15 protein-coding genes and 1 tRNA gene are annotated in these 19,464 nt (G+C 69.3%); 11 read left to right on the top strand and 5 right to left on the bottom strand.

The window, feature by feature from the left end; genetic code table 11:
- Positions 1-55 precede the first annotated feature (55 nt).
- From AOP72_RS11285 to AOP72_RS11265, 5 genes are all read left to right on the top strand, one after another.
- Entirely contained in the window at positions 56-1,084 is a 1,029-nt protein-coding gene (locus AOP72_RS11285; RefSeq protein WP_062136404.1) for a Gfo/Idh/MocA family protein, read from the top strand.
- Between the two features lie 63 nt (positions 1,085-1,147).
- Positions 1,148-1,837 carry a dTMP kinase gene (tmk, locus tag AOP72_RS11280; protein ID WP_062136400.1) on the top strand — a complete coding sequence of 230 codons (690 nt, stop codon included), beginning with the start codon at positions 1,148-1,150 and terminating at the stop codon, positions 1,835-1,837.
- On the top strand, positions 1,834-2,976 hold the full coding sequence (locus tag AOP72_RS11275; RefSeq protein WP_062137236.1) for a DNA polymerase III subunit delta': 1,143 nt from the start codon (positions 1,834-1,836) through the stop codon (positions 2,974-2,976). Before tmk ends, AOP72_RS11275 begins: the two co-directional genes overlap by 4 nt.
- An 88-nt stretch (positions 2,977-3,064) precedes the next feature.
- On the top strand, positions 3,065-4,615 hold the full coding sequence (locus tag AOP72_RS11270) for an alpha/beta hydrolase (RefSeq protein WP_062136397.1): 1,551 nt from the start codon (positions 3,065-3,067) through the stop codon (positions 4,613-4,615).
- A 35-nt stretch (positions 4,616-4,650) separates the two neighbouring features.
- Positions 4,651-4,723, top strand: a tRNA-Thr gene (locus AOP72_RS11265).
- 166 nt (positions 4,724-4,889) lie between these two features.
- On the opposite strand, the gene AOP72_RS11260 is transcribed toward AOP72_RS11265, so the two are convergent.
- Positions 4,890-6,356: an NAD-dependent succinate-semialdehyde dehydrogenase gene (locus tag AOP72_RS11260; RefSeq protein ID WP_062136394.1), complete on the bottom strand. Its 1,467-nt coding sequence runs from the start codon at positions 6,354-6,356 to the stop codon at positions 4,890-4,892.
- Between the two features lie 183 nt (positions 6,357-6,539).
- On the opposite strand from AOP72_RS11260, the gene AOP72_RS11255 reads away from it, so the two are divergent.
- Positions 6,540-7,355, top strand: a complete 816-nt coding sequence (locus AOP72_RS11255; RefSeq protein ID WP_062136391.1) for a L,D-transpeptidase — start codon at positions 6,540-6,542, stop codon at positions 7,353-7,355.
- 120 nt (positions 7,356-7,475) lie between these two features.
- On the opposite strand, the gene AOP72_RS11250 is transcribed toward AOP72_RS11255, so the two are convergent.
- Entirely contained in the window at positions 7,476-10,409 is a 2,934-nt protein-coding gene (locus tag AOP72_RS11250) for a hypothetical protein (protein ID WP_062136388.1), read from the bottom strand.
- Between the two features lie 336 nt (positions 10,410-10,745).
- On the opposite strand from AOP72_RS11250, the gene AOP72_RS13470 reads away from it, so the two are divergent.
- The 4 genes from AOP72_RS13470 (at position 10,746) to AOP72_RS11230 (ending at position 15,885) form a co-directional block, all read left to right on the top strand.
- Positions 10,746-11,450: an arsenate reductase/protein-tyrosine-phosphatase family protein gene (locus AOP72_RS13470; RefSeq protein ID WP_062136385.1), complete on the top strand. Its 705-nt coding sequence runs from the start codon at positions 10,746-10,748 to the stop codon at positions 11,448-11,450.
- A gap of 3 nt (positions 11,451-11,453) precedes the next feature.
- A complete protein-coding gene (locus tag AOP72_RS13465) occupies positions 11,454-12,125 on the top strand; it encodes an arsenate reductase ArsC (protein ID WP_062136383.1) in 672 nt (223 codons plus the stop codon).
- Positions 12,126-12,223: 98 nt separating this feature from the next.
- Entirely contained in the window at positions 12,224-15,376 is a 3,153-nt protein-coding gene (locus AOP72_RS11235; RefSeq protein WP_084631761.1) for an FAD-binding and (Fe-S)-binding domain-containing protein, read from the top strand.
- Positions 15,373-15,885 carry a CAP domain-containing protein gene (locus AOP72_RS11230; protein ID WP_062136381.1) on the top strand — a complete coding sequence of 171 codons (513 nt, stop codon included), beginning with the start codon at positions 15,373-15,375 and terminating at the stop codon, positions 15,883-15,885. The genes AOP72_RS11235 and AOP72_RS11230 overlap by 4 nt, the downstream gene beginning before the upstream one ends.
- Positions 15,886-15,894: 9 nt before the next feature.
- Here the strand turns inward: AOP72_RS11230 and rfbA are convergent, their stop codons facing one another.
- Genes rfbA through AOP72_RS11215 form a run of 3 tightly spaced genes read right to left on the bottom strand, consistent with a single transcriptional unit; the run spans position 15,895 to position 18,370 of the window.
- The gene (gene rfbA, locus AOP72_RS11225) at positions 15,895-16,773 is read right to left on the bottom strand and encodes a glucose-1-phosphate thymidylyltransferase RfbA (RefSeq protein WP_062136378.1); all 879 of its coding nucleotides are present in this window, start codon (positions 16,771-16,773) and stop codon (positions 15,895-15,897) included.
- 11 nt (positions 16,774-16,784) lie between these two features.
- Entirely contained in the window at positions 16,785-17,777 is a 993-nt protein-coding gene (rfbB, locus tag AOP72_RS11220; protein WP_062136375.1) for a dTDP-glucose 4,6-dehydratase, read from the bottom strand.
- Positions 17,774-18,370: a dTDP-4-dehydrorhamnose 3,5-epimerase family protein gene (locus AOP72_RS11215; protein ID WP_369345475.1), complete on the bottom strand. Its 597-nt coding sequence runs from the start codon at positions 18,368-18,370 to the stop codon at positions 17,774-17,776. The genes rfbB and AOP72_RS11215 overlap by 4 nt, the downstream gene beginning before the upstream one ends.
- Positions 18,371-18,455: 85 nt before the next feature.
- Here AOP72_RS11215 and rfbD point away from each other — a divergent pair, with 85 nt between their 5' ends.
- A complete protein-coding gene (gene rfbD / locus AOP72_RS11210) occupies positions 18,456-19,304 on the top strand; it encodes a dTDP-4-dehydrorhamnose reductase (protein ID WP_238581664.1) in 849 nt (282 codons plus the stop codon).
- Positions 19,305-19,464 lie beyond the last annotated feature (160 nt).

The following is a 19,464-nucleotide window of genomic DNA, read 5'->3' as shown; positions in this document are numbered from 1 at the left end:
GCACGCCGATGCCGCGCGGGTGGGTCGGACGTCGCGGCGTCGCTAGGCTGGCCTCATGAGTTCATCGCAGAGCACCACGCCGACCACCATCGCACCGAACCCCATGGACGCGCCCGCGTACCGCTGGGGAATCATGGGAGCAGGTGGCATCGCCCGCAAGCTCGCGGACGCGGTCACTCGGTACACGCAGTCAGAGGTCGTGGGCGTCGCCTCGGCCTCGGGTGTGGAGCGCGCACAGCAGTTCGCCGACGAGAAGGGCATCGCTGCCGCGTACGGCTCGTACGAGGAGCTGCTCGCCGACGAGAGCATCGACATCGTCTACGTCGCGACCACCCACAACAACCACCACGAGCCCGCGCTCCTGGCCATTGAGGCCGGCAAGCACGTTCTCGTCGAGAAGGCCTTCACGCAGAACGAGGCCCAGGCCCAGCTCATCGTGGACGCCGCCCGTGCCAAGGGCGTGTTCGTCATGGAGGCGATGTGGGCCCGCCACCTTCCGCACATGTACGCAATCCGCGCCGCCATCGCCCGCGGCGAGATCGGCGACGTGGTGTCGGTCCAGGCCGACCACGGCCAGATGCTCACGCACGTCCAGCGCATGGTGCGGCCTGAGCTCGCCGGCGGTGCGCTGCTGGACCTCGGCGTCTACCCGATCGCCTTCGCGCACGACATCCTGGGCGTGCCCCAGGCCATCACCGCCAAGGGCCGCCTGCGCGATACCGGCGTCGACGGCCAGGTCTCGATGATCTTCGAGTACGACGGCGCGCAGGCCAGCCTCACCACCACGATGGAGGCGCGCACGCCGTGCACCGGCCACATCGGCGGCACTGAGGGGGCCATCGAGATCGAGGGCACCTTCTACCAGCCCACCAACTTCACTCTGTTCCGCCTCGACGGCACCTCGTGGACGTATGAGGGCGTGTTCGACAACGGCTTCCAGTGGCAGGCCGCCGAGGTGGCGCGCCAGGTCGCAGCGGGCGCCACCGAGAGCCCCCTGCACACCTTGGACGACTCGCTCGAGATCATGCGCATCATGGATGAGGTCCGTGCGCAGATCGGCGTGGTCTACCCGAACGAGAAGTAGCCGCACGCGGCCGCGTGCGCACCTCGCGCATCGGCCGTCGTACCGCGCCGGTAGGTTGGTCGCATGACCGGATTCTTCGTGGTGTTCGAGGGCGGCGACGGCGTGGGCAAGTCCACGCAGACCGACCTGCTGGCCGGGCATCTGCGCGCTCCGGCAGGGGGCGGCTTCGAGGTCGTCGCCACCCGTGAGCCAGGCGGCACGCTGTTGGGGCAGGAGCTTCGGCAGGCGATCATGCACGGTGATCACGTGGCCCCCCGTGCCGAAGCGCTGCTCTATGCCGCGGATCGCGCCCACCACATCGCCACCAAGGTGCGTCCCGCTCTTGAGCGCGGCGCCGTAGTGGTGCAGGACCGTTATGTCGACTCGTCGATCGTCTACCAGGGTGGCGCGCGTGGGCTGGGAGACGAGGTCGAGCGCATCTCGCGCTGGGCCTCCGAGGACCTGCTGCCCGATCTCACGATCGTGCTGGACATGGAGCCGGCCGCGGGGCGGATGGAGCGCGAGCTGGACCGGGTCGAGCGGGAGACCGGGGAGCACGGCGCCCTGATCCGCCAGGCCTTCCTGGGGTTGGCGGCGCGCGAGCCCTCGCGGTACGCCGTGATCGATGCCGCACGCTCGGTCGAGGACGTCGCCGGCGATGTCGCACGCGCCGTGGCCGAGGTCATGGCCCGCTCGGGCATCTGGGCGGCCGATGCGCGGGCGGGGTCCGTGGCAGCCGCGTCCGAGGGGCTCGAGCCGTGGGGTACGCCGTGAGCGTGTGGGATGAGGTGGTCGGCCAGGAGGTGGCCATCGCGCCGTTGAGGGCTGCGGTCGCGGATCCGTCCGCCATGACGCACGCGTGGATCGTCACCGGTCCCCCAGGATCGGGGCGGTCCTACGCCGCACGGGCGTTCGCGGCCGCCCTGCAGTGCCTCGAAGGCGGGTGCGGTCAGTGCCGCGCGTGCACCACGTCGCTCAGCGGGGCGCACGCCGACGTCACGCTGCTCGCCACCGAGAAGGTCACCATCAGCATCGACGAGGTGCGGGACCTCATCGCGACGGCGCAGTCCTCGCCCAGCGAGGGCAGGTGGCGCGTCATGGTGGTCGAGGACGCGGACCGCATGACCGAGCGCACGTCGAACGTGCTGCTCAAGTCCATCGAAGAGCCTCCGCCGCGCACCGTCTGGGTGATGTGCGCGCCGTCCGCGGAGGACGTCGCGGTGACCATCCGGTCCCGCTCCCGGCACGTGAGAATGCGCGTGCCCGACCCCGAGGTGGTCGCACAACTGCTCGTCGACCGCGACGGCGTGGAACCTGAGCTAGCGCGTCAGTGTGCGTATGCCGCTCAGAGCCACATCGGCATCGCTCGGCGGCTTGCTCGCGACCCCGCCGCGCGCGGGCGCCGCGATCAGGTGCTCGCGCTCGCCACCGAGATCCGCGGAGTGGGAGACGCCGTGCTCGCTGCGGCGGACCTCGCAGCGGTCGCCGAGGCGGACGCGAAGGCCTCGACCGAGGAGCGCGATGTCGAGGAGCGCAACGCGTTGCTCCGCACCCTCGGCGCCGACGACGGCGGTCGGCTCCCGCCCGCGCTGCGCTCCCAGGTGAAGCAACTCGAAGACGACCAGAAGCGCCGTGCGACGCGGCTCAAGCGGGACGTGCTCGACCGCGCCATCGTGGACCTCATGTCCCTGTACCGAGATGTGGCGTGTCTCCAGGTGGGAGCGACCGTCCCCCTGGTGAACGAGTCCCATCGCGGCCACGTCGAAGACCTTGCGGGACGCAGCACGCTCACCGAGACGATGCGGTGCCTCGACGCTCTCACCGAGACGCGCAGGCGACTGGCCGGCAACGTCGCGCCCGTGCTCGCCCTCGAGGCCATGGCGCTGGCGCTCCGCCCTCGTGCCGCGTCGTAGTCGGGACTGCGCGTCGTCGTCGGGACTGCGCGGTGTCATCGAGGCAGTGCCGCCACGGAGAGCCGGTCCCGCCGCTTAGGCTAGGCGCATGATTCGACGCGTGCCCGCCCTTGCCCGCCTGGTGGCCGCATCGGCCGTCGCAGTGCTCGTCCTCGCGGGCTGCTCTCCGGATAAGACGCAGGTGTCCCCCAGCGATGAGGGCGATCCCGCCCCCACTGGAACGGCGGCGCCACCGGCGACCGGCGCATCGGACGTCTACGACCAGGACCTCCAGTGGAGCGAGTGCGGCGAACTCGAGTGCGCCACCATTCAGGTGCCCCTGGACTGGTCAGAGCCCGACGGCGACACCATCGAGGTTGCGCTCAACCGCCATCCGGCGAGGAGCGCCGATGCGCGGCTCGGGTCGCTGCTCATCAACCCTGGCGGCCCTGGCGGTTCCGGCCTGGACCTCACGGAGTACTTCGCGACCACCGCTGGCGACGATCTCCTCGACGCGTACGACGTCGTGGGATTCGACCCCCGTGGAGTGGGGGCCTCGACTCCCGTGCAGTGCGGGTCGGACGAGGAGATCGACGCGTTCTACCTCCCGGACACGCAGATCGAGACGCAGGATGACCTTGACGCCGCGAATGCACGCGCCGCCGAGTTCGCCGCCACCTGCCGGGTCGAGTCCGGCGAGGTGATCGAGAACGTCGATACCGTGAGCGCGGCTCGCGACATGGACGTCATCCGAGCTGCCGTCGGCGACGAGCAGCTCAACTTCCTGGGATTCTCGTACGGGACTCAGCTGGGCGCCACGTACGCGGAGCTATACCCCGAGAATGTGGGCCGGCTCGTCCTCGACGGCGCCGTCGACTTCCTGCTGCCCAGCATCGATCAGGCCCGTGGCCAGGCGGAGGGCTTCGAGAATGCGCTCACGAACTTCCTTCGCTGGTGTGGCGAGCGAGACACGTGCCCGCTTGAAGGCGGCCTCGACGCGCAGAAGAGCCAGCTCAGCGCCATGATGGAGCGCGCGCTCGACGAGCCATACGACTCTGGCACCGAGTGGGGCGTCAACGGCAACCTGTTCGTCTACGGCGTGGTCGTCACGCTGTACGACGAGGCCTCGTGGCCGTTCCTCGAGATCGCGCTCGAGGAGGTCGCCGGGACGGGAGAGGCGGCCGTGATGTACGAGCTGGCCAACTTCTACCTGGACCGCGACACCGCGACGGGGGAGTACAACACCAACTCGACGTGGGCCTTCACCGCGATCGGCTGCCTCGATGAGGTGCCGGGCGACCCCTGGACCATCGATGACGTCGACGAGTTCCGGGCCGCCATGGTCGAGGCCTCGCCGACGTTCGGCTGGTGGTTCGCGAGCGGCGCCGGGTGCGACGAGTGGCCTTGGACCGCGAACGAGCACGTCACCTCGCTGGATGCCGCCGCGACCGCCGAGCAGATGCTCGTGATCGGCACCACCAATGACCCCGCCACGCCCTACTGGTGGTCGGAATCGCTCGCCGAGCGGTTGGACGCGTCGCTGCTGACATACGACGGCGAGGGCCACACGGCCTACGGGCGGTCAAACCAGTGCATCATCGATGCCGTCGACGGCTTCCTGGTGGATGGGCGCATGCCGGATTCGGGAACTCAGTGCTGAGCCGCTAAGATGACTAACCGCGCCTCTTGGCGCACGCCGCCTTAGCTCAGTCGGCAGAGCGATTCACTCGTAATGAATAGGTCAAGGGTTCGATTCCCTTAGGCGGCTCGTCTGGCCCCGGTCCTGCGATCGGGGCCTTTCGCTTTCCCCGGGGGCCGATGCGCGAGTCGAGCCGACACTCACCGCCCGCCAGGATTCGCTCGCGCCCCAGATCCGACACCCACCGCACGCTGGGGCGCTAAGGCGGGGTGGGCGGGACTGGCGGGCAGGGAACTCACGGGTTCGGGGTCAAGGTGTACTTGGTCTCCAGGTATTCGTGAATGCCCTCGGTGCCGCCCTCGCGGCCCAGCCCCGAGGCCTTCCAGCCGCCGAACGGGGCCGCGGCATTCGACACCACCCCCACGTTGAGGCCCATCATCCCCGTCTCGAGTGACTCGATCATGCGCTGCCCGCGCGCGAGCGACTCGGTGAATACGTAGGAGACCAGGCCGTACTCCGTGTCGTTCGCACGCGACACGGCTTCCTCCTCCGAGTCGAAGGCCGCGATGGCGAGGACTGGCCCAAAGATCTCCTTGTGCAGGATGTCGGAGCCCGGTTGAACGCCGGACAGCACCGTCGGCGCGAGGAACGTTCCCCGCCCCTCGAGCGGCGACCCGCCCGCGAGCACAGTGGCCCCGCGTGCGACGGCGTCGGTGACGAGAGAGTGCGCCTTCTGCACGGCCTCCTCATTGATGAGCGGGCCGATCTCCACTCCATGCTCGGTGCCACGGCCCACTCTCATGGCGTCGACCCGTGCGGTTACGCGGCGCGCGAACTCGTGGACGACGTCACGATGCACGAGGAACCGGTTCGCAGCGGTGCATGCCTGACCCACGTTGCGGAACTTCGCGGCGATGGCTCCCTCGACGGCCTTGTCGAGGTCTGCGTCCTCGAACACCACGAACGGCGCGTTGCCGCCGAGTTCCATCGAGGTCCGGAGCACACCGTCGGCTGCCTGCTTGAGGAGCTCCCTTCCGACTTCGGTCGAGCCCGTGAACGACAACTTGCGCAGTCGTGGGTCGCGAATGATCGGCTCGGAGACGGCGCTCGACTGTGCCGTGGTGACGACGTTCAGCACCCCCGCGGGGAGGCCGGCCTCCTCGAGGAGCGCGGCGAACGCCATCGTGGTGAGCGGGGTGAGGGACGCGGGTTTGATGACCGCCGTGCAGCCCGCCGCCAGCGCGGGCGCGATCTTGCGGGTGGCCATCGCGAGCGGGAAGTTCCACGGCGTGATCAGCAAGCACGGTCCTACCGGATGCTCGGTGACGATGGTGCGCCCTGTGCCCTCGGGGTTCGCGCCGTAGCGGCCCTGGATCCGCACCGCCTCTTCGGAGAACCACCGCAGGAACTCCGCGCCGTACGTCACCTCTGCGCGCGACTCGGCGAGCGGCTTGCCCATCTCGAGGGTCATGAGCATTGCAAAGTCGTCGGATCTCGCTGTGAGCAGATCGAAGGCGCGTCGCAGGATCTCCCCGCGCCCGCGCGCCGGCGTCGCCGACCACGAGGCGAAGGCGTCGCACGCGGCGTCCAGTGCGTCTCGGCCGTCGGCGGCGGTGGCCGACGCGACGGTACGGATCACGTCTCCCGTCGCGGGGTCGTGAACGTCGAGGGTGGATCCGTCAGACGCAGGGCGCCACTCGCCGCCGATCGACAGCCCCTCGGGCACCTGGCTCAGCAGCACGGCCTCGACTTCTGTGATCATGGCAACCCCTTCGATTGTGCCTTCCGACCATCATTCATCAACTCGGGCGGAGAGGGCGATCTCGATGCCGCAAGTGCGGGCCGGGGCGATCGCCGTCGGCGGGACACTGGCCGTCATGAGGCCCGCGGCGATAGTCTCGGGACGAGAGTCGGCGCGGCCGACCGATCAGACTGAGGGTCCAATATGACGCCATCGACGCGCTGGTTCGCGCTTGTCTGCACCGCCGCGCTCGCACTCGCGGCCTGCGGCGCCGAACCCGAGCCCGAGCCCGCCGTCACTCAGCCGTCGAGCACCGCCCCCGCCATCACCGCGCCCGAGGTGACCGAGGCCCCGTTCGAGGGCCCAGAGGTTCGCGGTGCGTCGAGCATCGCCACCGCACTCGGTGCGTCGATCGATGTCTATGACGAGCCTGACGGACAGGTGCAGCAGACGGTCGCGGCCCCGGACGTGCTCACGGCCCCCGAGGCGACGCCACTCGTCTTCCTCGTCAAGGACGATGCTGACGGCTGGTTGGAGGTCTATCTTCCCATCCGTCCCAACGGGTCAACGGGGTGGGTGCGAACAGCCGACGTGACGCTCGCCACCACGGACTTCTCCGTCGAGGTCTCGCTGGTCGACTTCGAGCTCACGGTCTTCGATGGCCAGGATGCAGTCCTGACCACCCCCATCTCCGTGGGTCGTGAGGATCGTCCCACCCCGGGGGGCGTCTATTACATTCGCGAACTGCTGCAGCCCCCTGACCCCAGCGGCGTCTACGGGCCTTACGCATACGGATTGTCGGGCTATTCGCCAGTGCTGGATGAGTTCAACAGTGGCCAGGCGGTGATCGGACTGCACGGCACGAATGAACCGGAACTGATCGGTGAGTATGTCTCGAGCGGCTGCATCCGCCTCCCCAACGACGCCATCACTCAGATCGTGAATGAGGTCGGCCTGCCGCTCGGAACGCCGGTGCTGATCAGCGACGACGCCCAGCCGCTGGCGAGCGCGAACGCGTAGCGTCAGCATCGCGGATGGGCGCGGCGTGTGCGTGGCCGGACCCGGCGACACAGAGCACGATGCCCGCCACCGCGCCGCTGAGGAGCGCGATGACGGGCGTCGTCGCCGGCTGAGGGGGGATCAGCCGGTGTAGGTGGCCTCGGCGACGACCGGCGTTGCGGCCGGGGCGTCGAGCGGCAGGGCGCCGAGGACTGACGTGAACTCCTCCGGGGGACGCGCCGCGCATGTGGCAGTGGGCGGCGGGTAGTTGATGGTGAACGTATCGGCCGGGTTCACCTCGATGGTGACCTGGACCCCATCTCGAGTCCAGGCGAAGCGGTCCTGTGGGTCCGTCACCTCGACCCAGTCGCCCGCGTCGTCTTGGAACCACCCGGGCCAGTTCGTGGCGACGAAGGTCTCGGGACGCGATGGATCGATATCCGCCGCGGTGAAGCCCGCCGCCGGCTCAACCTCCGCACCTGGCCACAGGAAGGTGCCAGGCCCGAGTGGCAGGTCGTCAAGGACGTAGTCCTCACCGTTCGGATTGATGAATGTGATGGTCGCGACCGGTTCCTCGCCCTCGGCCACCCCGTCAAGCGGGAGGTTGTTGGGGTTGAACACCCTGACGTCGTACGAGATCCACGGCGAGTCCGCAATGCACAGCTCGCTGATCAGTGAGCCGTCGAGCGTGGGCTGCTGCGGCTCGCCGCATCCGCCTCCGGCGAGTTCCGAATCCCACAGGCGCATGTCGCCGTCGAGTTCGTTCACCGGGATCGTGCCGGACGTCCAGGAGTTGGCCGCCTCGCCTTCGACGCAGATGTCGACGGTCGGGGTGCACGCGGCTCCTGTGCCGTCCCACAGAATCGCACCCTCAGGGGCGGTGCCGTAGAGCGTCACCTGCTGCGCGGTGGTGCCGTCCCACACGCAGATGTCGACCGGCGGGGGGGTGTCGCAGACGGGGCTGGCGTCCGGGTACAGGACCCCCTCGAGCGTGATCTCCGGGTTGATCTCGATCCGGATGTCCACGCCTCCGCGAGTCCAGCCGAAGTTGCCGTCGCCCACCGGCACGTACGTGCCGTTCTCGAGCCGCTCCCAGCCCGGCCACGCGGCCGGGTCGAGAGACGCGCCCGGCCACAGGAGCGATCCGGTCCACTCCGTGGTGCCCGCGCCGAGGTCGACCTCGACCGCGTGGTCGAGCGCGGAGTCCGTGGGGTGCACGAACGTCAGCGTCGCCGACTCCAGTGCGGAGTCCGCCACTTGTGCGTCCGGATCCGTCAGCCGGATCGTGTAGTCGAGGTACGGGGCACCGTCGATGCACACCCCGACCGTGGTCGACCCGTCGAGGGTCGGGTCCGTCGTGAAGCAGTCCTCGGGGTCGCCGGTCCAGACGATGTACTCGGCTGGCAGCTCGTCCTCAAGGACCGTCAACCCGTACCAGCTGTCCCCATCCTGCGCGCAGATGGTGACCTCGGGCGGAGCACACTCGTCGCCGACGGCGGAGCGGAACTGGTAGCCGCGCTGGATGGGAGCGTCTTCCGGCCCCACGGCGAGGGGAATCCCCTGATTCGTGATGCGGTACTCCTGGCCGAGGCCGTCGACCTTGAGGCGCTCGAGCAGCGAGTTTCCGGAGTAGTTGTGCACGGTATATCGGTCGAGCTGGTACCAGGTGGTGGTGCCGCACTCGGCGACGTAGTCCCAGCAGTCCTGGAGCTCCGCGAACGAGGCCGCCTCCATGACGAACGTCTGCTTGGGCGTGAAGAGCTTCTCGTTCGCGACGGGGAGGCCGCCCGCCATCTGGAAGTCGGTCGCCGTCACCTCCCAGCACACGAACGTCTCGTACCAGCAGCCGTTGTTCGGAAGGTCCGGGTTCCAGTCGAAATACGGCCAGTTCGCGGCTTCGACAGGAGTCTTGTCCACCCGCTCCCATCCGACGATGGTGCCGTTGACTTTGATCGCGTCGCACACGGCGACGGTCTGGGGCTCGTCCGGCTCGTCCGGCTCGTCAGGTGCGCACTCGGTGCCGTCGACCCAGAGGACATCACCGTCGTCCATCGACGCGACTTCCTGCTTGTCAGGGCTGTCCGTCTGAGCGTTCCATACGCAGATGTACACCGGGTCGGCGTCGTCTTGGGGCGCGCATTCGGTGCCGTCATTCCACAGGATGTCGTCGTCGCCGGCGGTCTCGGCCGCAGTCTTCTCCGCCACACCCTTGTCGGCGTTCCATACGCAGATGTTCACCAGTTCCGGCTCGTCCTGCGGGGTGCACTCGGTGCCATCGCTCCACGGGATGTCGTCGTCGCTGGCGGTCTCGACCGCAGTCTTCACTGCCACTCCCTTGTCGGCGTCCCACACACAGAGGCTGACGAGTTCAGGCTCGGGCTCAGGTTCCGGCTCACCGCATGACAGGTCGTCGTCCCAGTGGGAGTTGGTGCCCTCCACCTGGACCCAGTCGACCGCCCACTCAGCCCAGCCAGGCCACTTCGCGTGCTCGGCGAACACGAAGGTGGTGGGGCTCGGCCATGGGTTCGAGGAGTGGAAGTTCAACGTGACCTCGTCGCCAGCATCGGCGCCCATGCCCTTGACGCGCACGTTCACGTCGTCGCCACCGATGCCGTCCGGGTAGGCGACAGTGAGGCTCGTGCAGGTCGGGTCGTCGTAGCGCCAGTCGTCGCCGTCGGCGCCTCCGCAGACGATCCAGTGGGAGACGTCGGCGACATTCTCTCCGCCGTTGAGGGGGGCGTGGTACACCTCACCCGCATTCGGCCGCTCGTAGACGCTCCTCTCGTCTCCGCCCTTGACGATGAGCACCTCCCACCGGTCTCCCGGCAGGTTCGTGTCGAACTGGGATAGCTTGACGCCCTCGTTGCCTTCCGCGTCGTGAGCGATCGCACCGTATGACGAGGTCTCGGCGCGCTCGAACTTCCAACACTTCACGGCGTGCGAGTACTGATTCTCCCAGTACCCGGCGGTGTTCGGGCTGTCTGTGCTGTCCGCGTACGCGGACGGCACCGCCCACCCGACGATCGCGATCGCGGCAGCGGCCAGCGTCGCAAGAATGTTCTTCCCCAGCTTCATTGCGTCCTCCCCAGCACGGAGGATGGATCGCGTTGTCCGCAGTCCCCTCAGCTCCCCCGCTGATACAGACGCTAGTGACATTTCTCACACTGTCAACGGGAAGGTGTGACGGAAGTGACTGATGTTACCTGCTGGGGTCTAAGTGACTGATTTCTCGTGCTCACTGCTAGCGCAGATCGCCCCGAAGGTGGCGCATTGGCGCTCCGGACCGCGGATGTTACTTCCGTCACACCGTCCGTCGCCTGGGTTTGGCGACTCCGGCGCGTCGCCTGGGCTCGTGGCGGGCCAGTGCGTCTCTCGGCGATGACTCAATGAAAGTTGAGGTAATATGACGGCATGGAACCCTCTCAGCAGCCTGGCGATCGGCAGGCGCTCCTGTCCGCACTCGCGGATCCGCAGCGGCTGCGGATCGTCGACGCTTTGGCGCTGTCGGATCGGTCGCCGTCCGAGTTGTCGCGCGCGCTCGACCTTCCCAGCAATCTGCTCGCGCACCACGTGGGCGTCCTCGTCGACGCCGGCGCCGTCCTTCGCCGGCGGTCCGAGGGTGACGGTCGTCGTTCCTATCTCGCGCTCTCATGGGACCGGCCGCTGGTGGCGGCCACCGTCACGCAGGGGCCCGCGATCACGGCCTGCCGCGTGGTCTTCGTCTGCACTGCCAACTCCGCCCGCTCCCAGTTCGCCGCAAGCCTGTTCGCGCGTCAGTCCGACGTTCCGGTCGCATCGGCCGGCACCGCGCCTGCCCCAGCCATCAATCCGCAGGCCATCGTGGAACTCGCTCGTCACGGTCTCGCACCGCTGTCGCCCGCGCCGAGGGCGCTGGCCGACGAGCGCCGCACTGGTGACCTCGTCGTCACCGTGTGCGACAACGCTCGCGAGGCGACAGACGGCGACACCCGACTGCACTGGTCGGTGCCCGACCCCGCCCGCGCATCGGCCGGTGGCGGCAAGGACGATGACGCCACCGCTGCCTTCGCAGACGCCTTTGCCCAGATCGAACCCCGTGTGCAGCGCCTTGCTGCCGCCCTCACGAATGGAAGTTGAGCCATGAGCCACCTCAAGCGCGTCGAGACGCTGTCGCTCGACCAGGCCTACGCTCTCGAGGTGGCCGCTCGTCAGCTCGAGTCAGAATTCGTCGGCGTCTTCAACCGCGAGACCATCTCGACGTTCCTCGCCAGTTCCTATGACCAGTTCGCGGGTCACGCCACGGTCATCAACTTCCTGCCCCTGCTCGCGGAACGCTTTGCCCGCCAGCGCCTCCACGCGCTCAGCCGCGTCGAGAATGAGCCCCACGACGGCAAGCCGGTGGTGCTGTTCCTGTGCGTGCACAACGCCGGCAAGTCGCAGATGGCTCTCGGCTTCATGAAGAAGCTCGCTGGCGACCGCGTGATCGGTTGGTCGGGCGGCTCCGAGCCGGGCACGAGTCTCAACGAGCACTCGGTGGCCGCGATGCGCGAGGTCGACATCGACATCTCGGGCGAGTTCCCCAAGCCATGGACGGAGGAGATCCTCAAGGCGGCCGATGTGGTCGTCACCATGGGCTGCGGCGATGCCTGCCCCATCTATCCGGGCAAGCGGTACCTCGACTGGGAGATCGACGCGCTGCCGGGCACGAGCATCGAGAATGTGCGGCCGGTGCGCGATCAGATCGAGACCCGCGTGCGCGGCCTGTTGACGGAGCTCGGCGTCGAGATCGAGGACCGCGTCGCCACCTCCTGACGGCGCGTCTCCTGCGTCGTCGCCACGGCCGCTTTCTGGGGTCTTGTGCGCCTGGGCCAGCCGTCAGAGCCCTGCGGCGCGCGTGGAACAATGGCGGCGTGACTGCCCCCGCGCATGAGGTGAGAGACCTCGGTACCACGGACCTCGCGGCTCACCTGCGCGCACACATCGACGGCGACGTGGACGACGCTCCGCGGCGCCGCGCCGAGTACTCGACGGACGCGTCCAACTACCGCGTCCCGCCGGCGGTGGTGGTCTTCCCCCGTGACGCCGCGGACCTCGCCGCCACCCTCGATGCCGCCCGCGCGGCCGATGCGCCCGTCACCATGCGCGGCGGCGGCACCTCGGTCGCGGGCAACAGCATCGGGCCCGGCGTGGTCATCGACGCCAGCCGTCACCTCACCAGGATTCTCGAGGTCGACCCCGAGTCCGGCTCGGCGCGGGTCCAGCCCGGCGTGGTGCTCTCGGAGCTCCAGAAGGTCGCGGCGCCGCACGGCCTGCGGTTCGGCCCGGACCCGTCGACCACCAACCGCGCCACGCTGGGCGGGATGATCGGCAACAACGCGTGCGGCCCTCACGCGGTCGCGCACGGCAAGACCGCGCAGAACGTCCTCGGCCTGCAGGCAATCACGGGTGACGGCCGGCTGATCACCGCCGGCCCCAGGACGGCCGATGCGGTCGCCGGCCTGGCAGACCTCGTCCGCGCGAACATGGCTTTGATCCGCACGGAGTTCGGTCGGTTCGACCGCCAGGTCAGCGGGTACAGCCTGGAGCATCTGCTGACGGAGAATGGCGCCGACCTCGCGAAGTTCCTGGTGGGTACGGAAGGAACGCTCGCGACGACGGTCGAGGCGACCGTCCGGCTGGTGCCGATCGCGCCCGTCCGGCTCACGGCAGCGCTCGGGTACGCCGACATGCCCTCGGCCGCCGATGCCGTCGTCCCGATCATGACCCATCGCCCCCACGCGGTCGAGGGACTTGACGCCCGGCTCGTGGAACGGATCCGGCTCGCGAAAGGCGACGCCGCCATCCCCGACCTGCCGCCGGGAGCCGGGTGGCTGTTCATCGAGGTGGGCGCGGACACGGAAGGCGAGGCGCGCGAGATCCTCGCGGGCCTCATCGCCGACTCCGGCACCGATTCGGTTCGCGTCCTTGAAGACCCGCGCGAGGCGGCCCGGCTGTGGGCGATCCGCGCGGACGGCGCCGGCCTCGCGGGGCGCAGCGCCGACAACAAGGAGTCCTGGCCGGGCTGGGAGGACGCCGCCGTCCCGCCCGAGCGCCTGGGCACCTATTTGCGCGAGTTCGACACCCTCATGGCGAGCCATGGCGTCACGGGTCAGCCGTTCGGCCACTTCGGCGACGGCTGCATTCACGTGCGGCTCGACATCCCGCTGCAGCACGACGGCCGGCCGCTGCGGGCTTTCATGGAGGATGCCGCGGCCCTGGTCGCGAGCCATGGTGGATCGCTGTCGGGGGAGCACGGCGACGGCCGGGCCCGGGGCGAGCTGCTCAAGGCCATGTACTCGCCAGAGGCGATTGACGTCTTCGGCCAGGTCAAGGCGCTCTTCGACCCCCGCGGTCACCTCAACCCGGGCATCATCGTCGACCCAGCGCCGCTCGACCAGGACCTGCGCCGCCCCGCCGCACCGCGCACCAAGCCGAGCAGCGGGGGACTCGCCTTTGCTCACGATCACGGCGACCTGACCGAGGCCGTCCACCGCTGCACCGGCGTGGGAAAGTGCCGGGCCGATGCGATCGGCGGCGGCAGCGGCTTCATGTGCCCCAGCTACGCCGCCACGGGGGACGAGAAGGACGTGACGCGCGGCCGCGCCCGGGTGCTCCAGGACGCGATCAACGGCACGCTCATCGGCGGGCTCACTGCTCCCGAGGTCCGCGAGAGCCTCGACCTCTGCCTCAGCTGCAAGGCGTGCAGCTCGGACTGCCCCTCGGGCGTGGACATGGCCGCCTACAAGGCCGAGGTGCTGCACCGGTCATACAAGAACAAAGTAAGGCCGATGACTCACTACAGCATCGGCTGGCTGCCGCGCTGGCTCAAGGTCGTGGGCGTGGCGCCCAGGCTCGTCAACGCGCTGCTGCGCCCGGCGTGGATCCAGAGATTCGCGGTGGGAGCCGCCGGCATGGACACCCGCCGGAATCTTCCGGTGTTCGCGGCCACGCCCTTCCGCCGCACCGAGGTGGCCAGGTCGCGGCGCCCCTCGGTGGATGACCTTCTGAATGATGTGGGTCCAGGCTGGAGCGCCATGGCCGTCGATGAAGGCACGGACGCGGTTCACGTGGGTCCGATGGCGAATCTGGACGGCGGGCGCGGGGTTGAGCCCGGTGCAGAGGGATCCGCCTCGTCGGCGACCGACGTTCCCACGGACGTGGAGGGCACCACGGCCGATGCGCTCAGCCACGTGAGGGCTGGTTCGCCCGCCTTCGATGTCGCACAGACAGGCGGCACGGCCACGTCAGGCGCGGTCGAGGCGCCAGTCCGCAGGCTCGTGGTCCTCTGGGCGGACAGCTTCACCGACGGTCTGGACCCCGAGGTCCCGACGGCAATAGTGAAGGTGCTCGAGGCGGCCGGCCTCACCGTCATCATCCCCAGTCAGCAGGCCTGTTGCGGTGTCACGTGGATCAGCACGGGACAGCTCGACGGCGCGCGCCGCCGCATGCGCGACCTCCTCACGGTGCTCGGCCCGTTCGCGATCAACGGCGTCCCGATCATCGGCGTCGAGCCCAGCTGCATCGCGACGCTCCGCTCCGACCTTCTCGAGCTGCTGCCCGACGACCCCCGGGCCTTCGCGGTCGCGAACCAGACCTTCACCCTGGCCGAGGTTCTCGCCGGACGGGCACCGGTCAAGCCCGCCGAAGACTGGACGCCGCCGAGCCTCGCGGACGTCACGGCAGTGGTCCAGCCCCACTGCCATCAGTACTCGGTGGTGGGATTCGGCGCCGACCGCGAACTCATGCGTGGCCTTGGTGCGACCATCACGGAGGCCTCGGGCTGCTGCGGACTCGCCGGCAACTGGGGCACCGAGAAGGGCCACTACGAGACGTCGATCACGGTCGCCGAGAACTCCCTGCTCCCCGCCCTGCGCGACGCCCCCGACGGCAGCATCTACCTCGCTGACGGCGTCAGCTGTCGCACCCAGGCCGACGACCTCGCGGGAGTCCGGGGCCGCCACCTCGCGCAACTGCTCGCCGAACGCCTCGAGACCGCTGCCACCGAGACGAGCGTGGACCGATGAGTCGCGCCGTCGCCGCCCTCCTGGGCGCTCTCGTGAGCGCATCGGCCCTCGCCGGGTGCGCGATGCGAGAACCCGTCGATCTTCCCGCGCCGGAGTCCTTCGAGGCGCAGCTGCTCGACGAGATCAACGCGCTGCGGATCGGTGTGGGCGCACCGCGTCTGCAGGCCGATTCCTGCATGGCGGGCCACGCGCGCGACCGCGCCGCCACGCTGCCCGGCGCCGAGTCCGCTCCTCGCGAGGACCTGCCCGCCGACTGCGGCGACTTCGACTACGCCGGCGAGAACGTGTCGCGTTCCGAGTTGACTCCCGGCCAAGTGGTGTCGACGTGGGCGGAGGATGACCTCCAGTACCCGAACCTGGTGGACGAGGGCTTCACGCATGCGGGCGTGGGCTGCGTGGGGGTGTCGTTCGAGGATTCGAACCGTCCGGCCGACCTGGATGAGGAGCTCGCCGGGATGGCGTGCTCCGTCGTGTTCCAGGGGCCCGGGCAGGCCGAGGCTCTCGGCTGATCCCTGCGGCTATCGCTCGTCGCGCTCCGCCTCGAGAAGCCCCAGCAGGTAGGCGCCATAGCCGGACTTGCCGAACTGCTCGGCGCGTGCCGCCAGTTGGGCATCGGTGAGCAGACCCTGACGCCACGCGACCTCCTCGGGGGCGCCGATCGACAGCCCCTGGCGGTTCTGCACGGTGCGCACGAACTCGGCGGCCTCGACCAGCGACTCGAACGTGCCGGTGTCGAGCCATGCGGTGCCTCGCGGGAGGACCTCGACCGTGAGGCGCCCCTGCTCGAGGTAGTGCCGGTTGATGTCGGTGATCTCGTACTCGCCCCGCGCCGACGGGGCGAGCCCGGCGGCGACCTCGGTGACGCCGGCCTCGTAGAAGTACAAGCCGGGAACCGCGTAGGTTGATCGAGGGTGCGCGGGCTTCTCCTCGAGGGAGATCGCACGGCCCGCGGAGTCGAACTCGACCACGCCGTATGCGGTCGGGTCCGTGACTCGGTACGCGAAGATTGCGCCGCCGTCGATGTCGGCGAAGCGCGTCAGGGTCTGGCCCATGCCGGGTCCGTAGAAGATGTTGTCGCCCAGGACCAGCGCCACCGGCTCGTCGCCGATGAAGTCCTTGCCGATCACGAATGCCTGCGCGAGACCGTTGGGAGTGTCCTGCGTCGCGAACGTGAGGGAGATCCCGAACTGAGATCCGTCGCCCAGCAGGCGGCGGAACTGCTCGGCGTCATGTGGCGTGGTGATCACCAGCACGTCCGTGACCCCCGCCAGCATCAGCGTCGAGAGCGGGTAGTAGATCATCGGCTTGTCGTACACCGGCGTCAGCTGCTTCGAGACGCCGAGCGTGATCGGGTGCAGACGGGTGCCGGAGCCGCCCGCCAGGATGATGCCCTTCATGGATCTCCTCGTCACCGGCCCGAACGGGCGTAGCGCTGTTCGGCGGCGGCCTTGAGGGGCCGCCACCACGACTCGTTGTCCCGGTACCACCGGACGGTGGCCTCGAGGCCGGCCCTGAAGTCTCGGTAGCGCGGCTCCCAGCCCAGCTCCTCGCGCAGGGCCGATGCATCGATCGCGTAGCGCATGTCGTGACCCGGGCGGTCGGGGACATGGTCGTACGCCCCTGCGGGCTGTCCCATGATCTCCAGCAGCGTCTCGACGACGGTGCGGTTGTCCACCTCGCCGTCGGCGCCGATGAGGTACGTCCGGCCAGCAGACCCGCGTTCGAGGATGGTCCACACCGCGCGGTTGTGGTCGTCGACGTGGATCCAGTCGCGCACGTTGAGCCCCGCTCCGTAGAGCCGCGGCCGCGCGCCGTCGATGATCTGGGTGATCTGGCGCGGGATGAACTTCTCCACGTGCTGGTACGGCCCGTAATTGTTGGAGCAGTTGGACAGCGTCGCCTCGACCCCGAACGATCTCGCCCACGCGCGCACCAGCATGTCCGAGGACGCCTTGGTCGCCGAGTAGGGGCTCGAGGGGCGGTAGGGGGTGTCGGCGGTGAACTTCGCGGGGTCGTCGAGGTCGAGGTCTCCGTAGACCTCGTCGGTGGAGATGTGATGCAGTCGGGTGCCGTGACGCCGGCACGCCTCGAGCAGCGTGAACGTGCCCACGACGTTGGTGTGGATGAAGGGGGAGGGGTCCTCCAGCGAGTTGTCGTTGTGGGACTCGGCCGCGAAGTGCACCACCACATCCGCCTGCGCCACCAGGGGGTCGACGGCAACGGCATCGGCGACGTCGCCGACGACGAGCGTGAGCCGGGCGTCATCTGGCAGCGAGTCCCGGTTCGCCGCGTAGGTGAGCGAGTCGAGCACGGTGACGACCGCATCGGCCCTCTCCGCGAGGGTGAGTCGCACGAAGTTGGCGCCGATGAACCCGGCGCCGCCGGTGACGAGGATCCTCACGACGCTGCTCCCATCTGCTGGCACTGCTCCCAGGTGGGCAGTGCTCCTGCCGCGCGCGCATCGCTGAGGCTGGGCGCGACCCGATCCTTGTCCGAGAGTTCGAGGCTGAGGGCGGAGCCGTCGCGCCCGGACGTCGGCCAGTCGATCGCCAGCTCCGGGTCGAGGGGGTTCACGCCGTGCTCGCGGTCGGGGGCGAAGGGCGTGGAGCAGAGGTACATCACGGTGGAGTGGTCCTCGAAGGCGACGAACGCGTGGCCCAGCCCCTCGCTGATCAGGACCGCCCCGCGTCCCGTGTCGTCCAGCGCGACCGCATCCCATCGCCCGAACGTGGCGGAGCCGATGCGCAGATCGACCACCACGTCCAGCACGGCGCCGCGCACGCAGGTCACGTACTTGGCCTGGCCAGGGGGGACGTCGGCGTAGTGGATGCCGCGCAGCACCCCCGCGCCCGACACCGAGCAGTTGCCCTGCGCGACCGGGAAGGGCCGGCCCAGCACCTCCTCGAGGGCGGCGCTCTTGTGCCACTCGAGAAACGTGCCGCGGGCGTCGTCGAAGTGCCGGGTGCGCACGTGCCACGCTCCTGGCACATCCATCGCCCTCACGTCCATGCTGCCCCCCGGTCGCCCGCGGCCCCTCGGCCTCGTGGTCAGCGTAGCCGGTGGCGCTACTCTCGCCAGTGTGAGTGCGAAGACGTGGGGCGTGGTCGGCGCCGCAGGCATGCTCGGCCGCGATGTGGTGCGGGAGCTCGAGCGTCGAGGCGAGACCGTCCGGGCGTGGCGACGCGGGGATCTCGACATCGTCGACGGCGACCTGGGCCCCGCGATCCGTGGGTGCGATGTCGTGGTGAACTGCGCTGCATACACTGCCGTAGATGATGCCGAGGCGCACGAGCCGGCTGCGCACGCCATCAACGCGACGGGAGCGGGCCGGCTGGCGTCGGCGTGCCGCGACGAGGGTGTGCGCCTGGTGCACGTCTCCACGGACTACGTCTTCGATGGCAGCGCCAGCGCCCCCTACCCGGAGTCGGCTCCCCCCGCTCCCACCTCGGCGTACGGCAGGACGAAGGCGGAGGGCGAGGAGCTGGTGCGGCAGTCCGGAGCCGATGCGCTGATCGTGCGGACCGCGTGGCTCTACGGCGCGCATGGGCGGAACTTCCCTCGCACGATCGTGGGGCTTGCACGTGACCGGGGCGCCGTGAGCGTGGTCGATGACCAGCACGGCCAGCCCACGTGGACGGCGGATGTCGCGCGGGTGATCGCCGATCTCGTGAGTGCCACGGCCCCCGCCGGCACCTATCACGCCACCTCGGAAGGCGAGGCGACGTGGTGCGACTTCGCGCGCGCGGCGCTTGCTGCGGCCGGCGTCGATGCGGTGCTCACCCCAGTGGGATCCGACGCCTTCCCTCGCCCCGCGGCGCGGCCTGCCTGGTCCGTTCTCGGGCACGATGCGCTGGTCGCGGTGGGCGTCGAGCCCATCGGGCCGTGGGGCGAACGCTGGCAGACGGCAAGCGCCGAGATTCTCGCCTGACCCCTTCCACGCCCCGGTTCTGCGTGCTAGCGTCACCGTCATGTGATGAATGTCACATGAGATTCGGCGCCAGAGGATTCTCGCCGAGTCGGTCGGGGGAGGACGTTGCAGCGGCACCATGCGGCTGCGCACCTTCCCACGTTCGGCGCAGTTGATGGCG

The organism is Demequina aestuarii, assembly GCF_000975095.1.
Lineage (GTDB): Bacteria > Actinomycetota > Actinomycetes > Actinomycetales > Demequinaceae > Demequina > Demequina aestuarii.
Note: the sequence above shows the minus strand (reverse complement) of the source record. Positions and strands in the feature narration are given on the sequence as shown.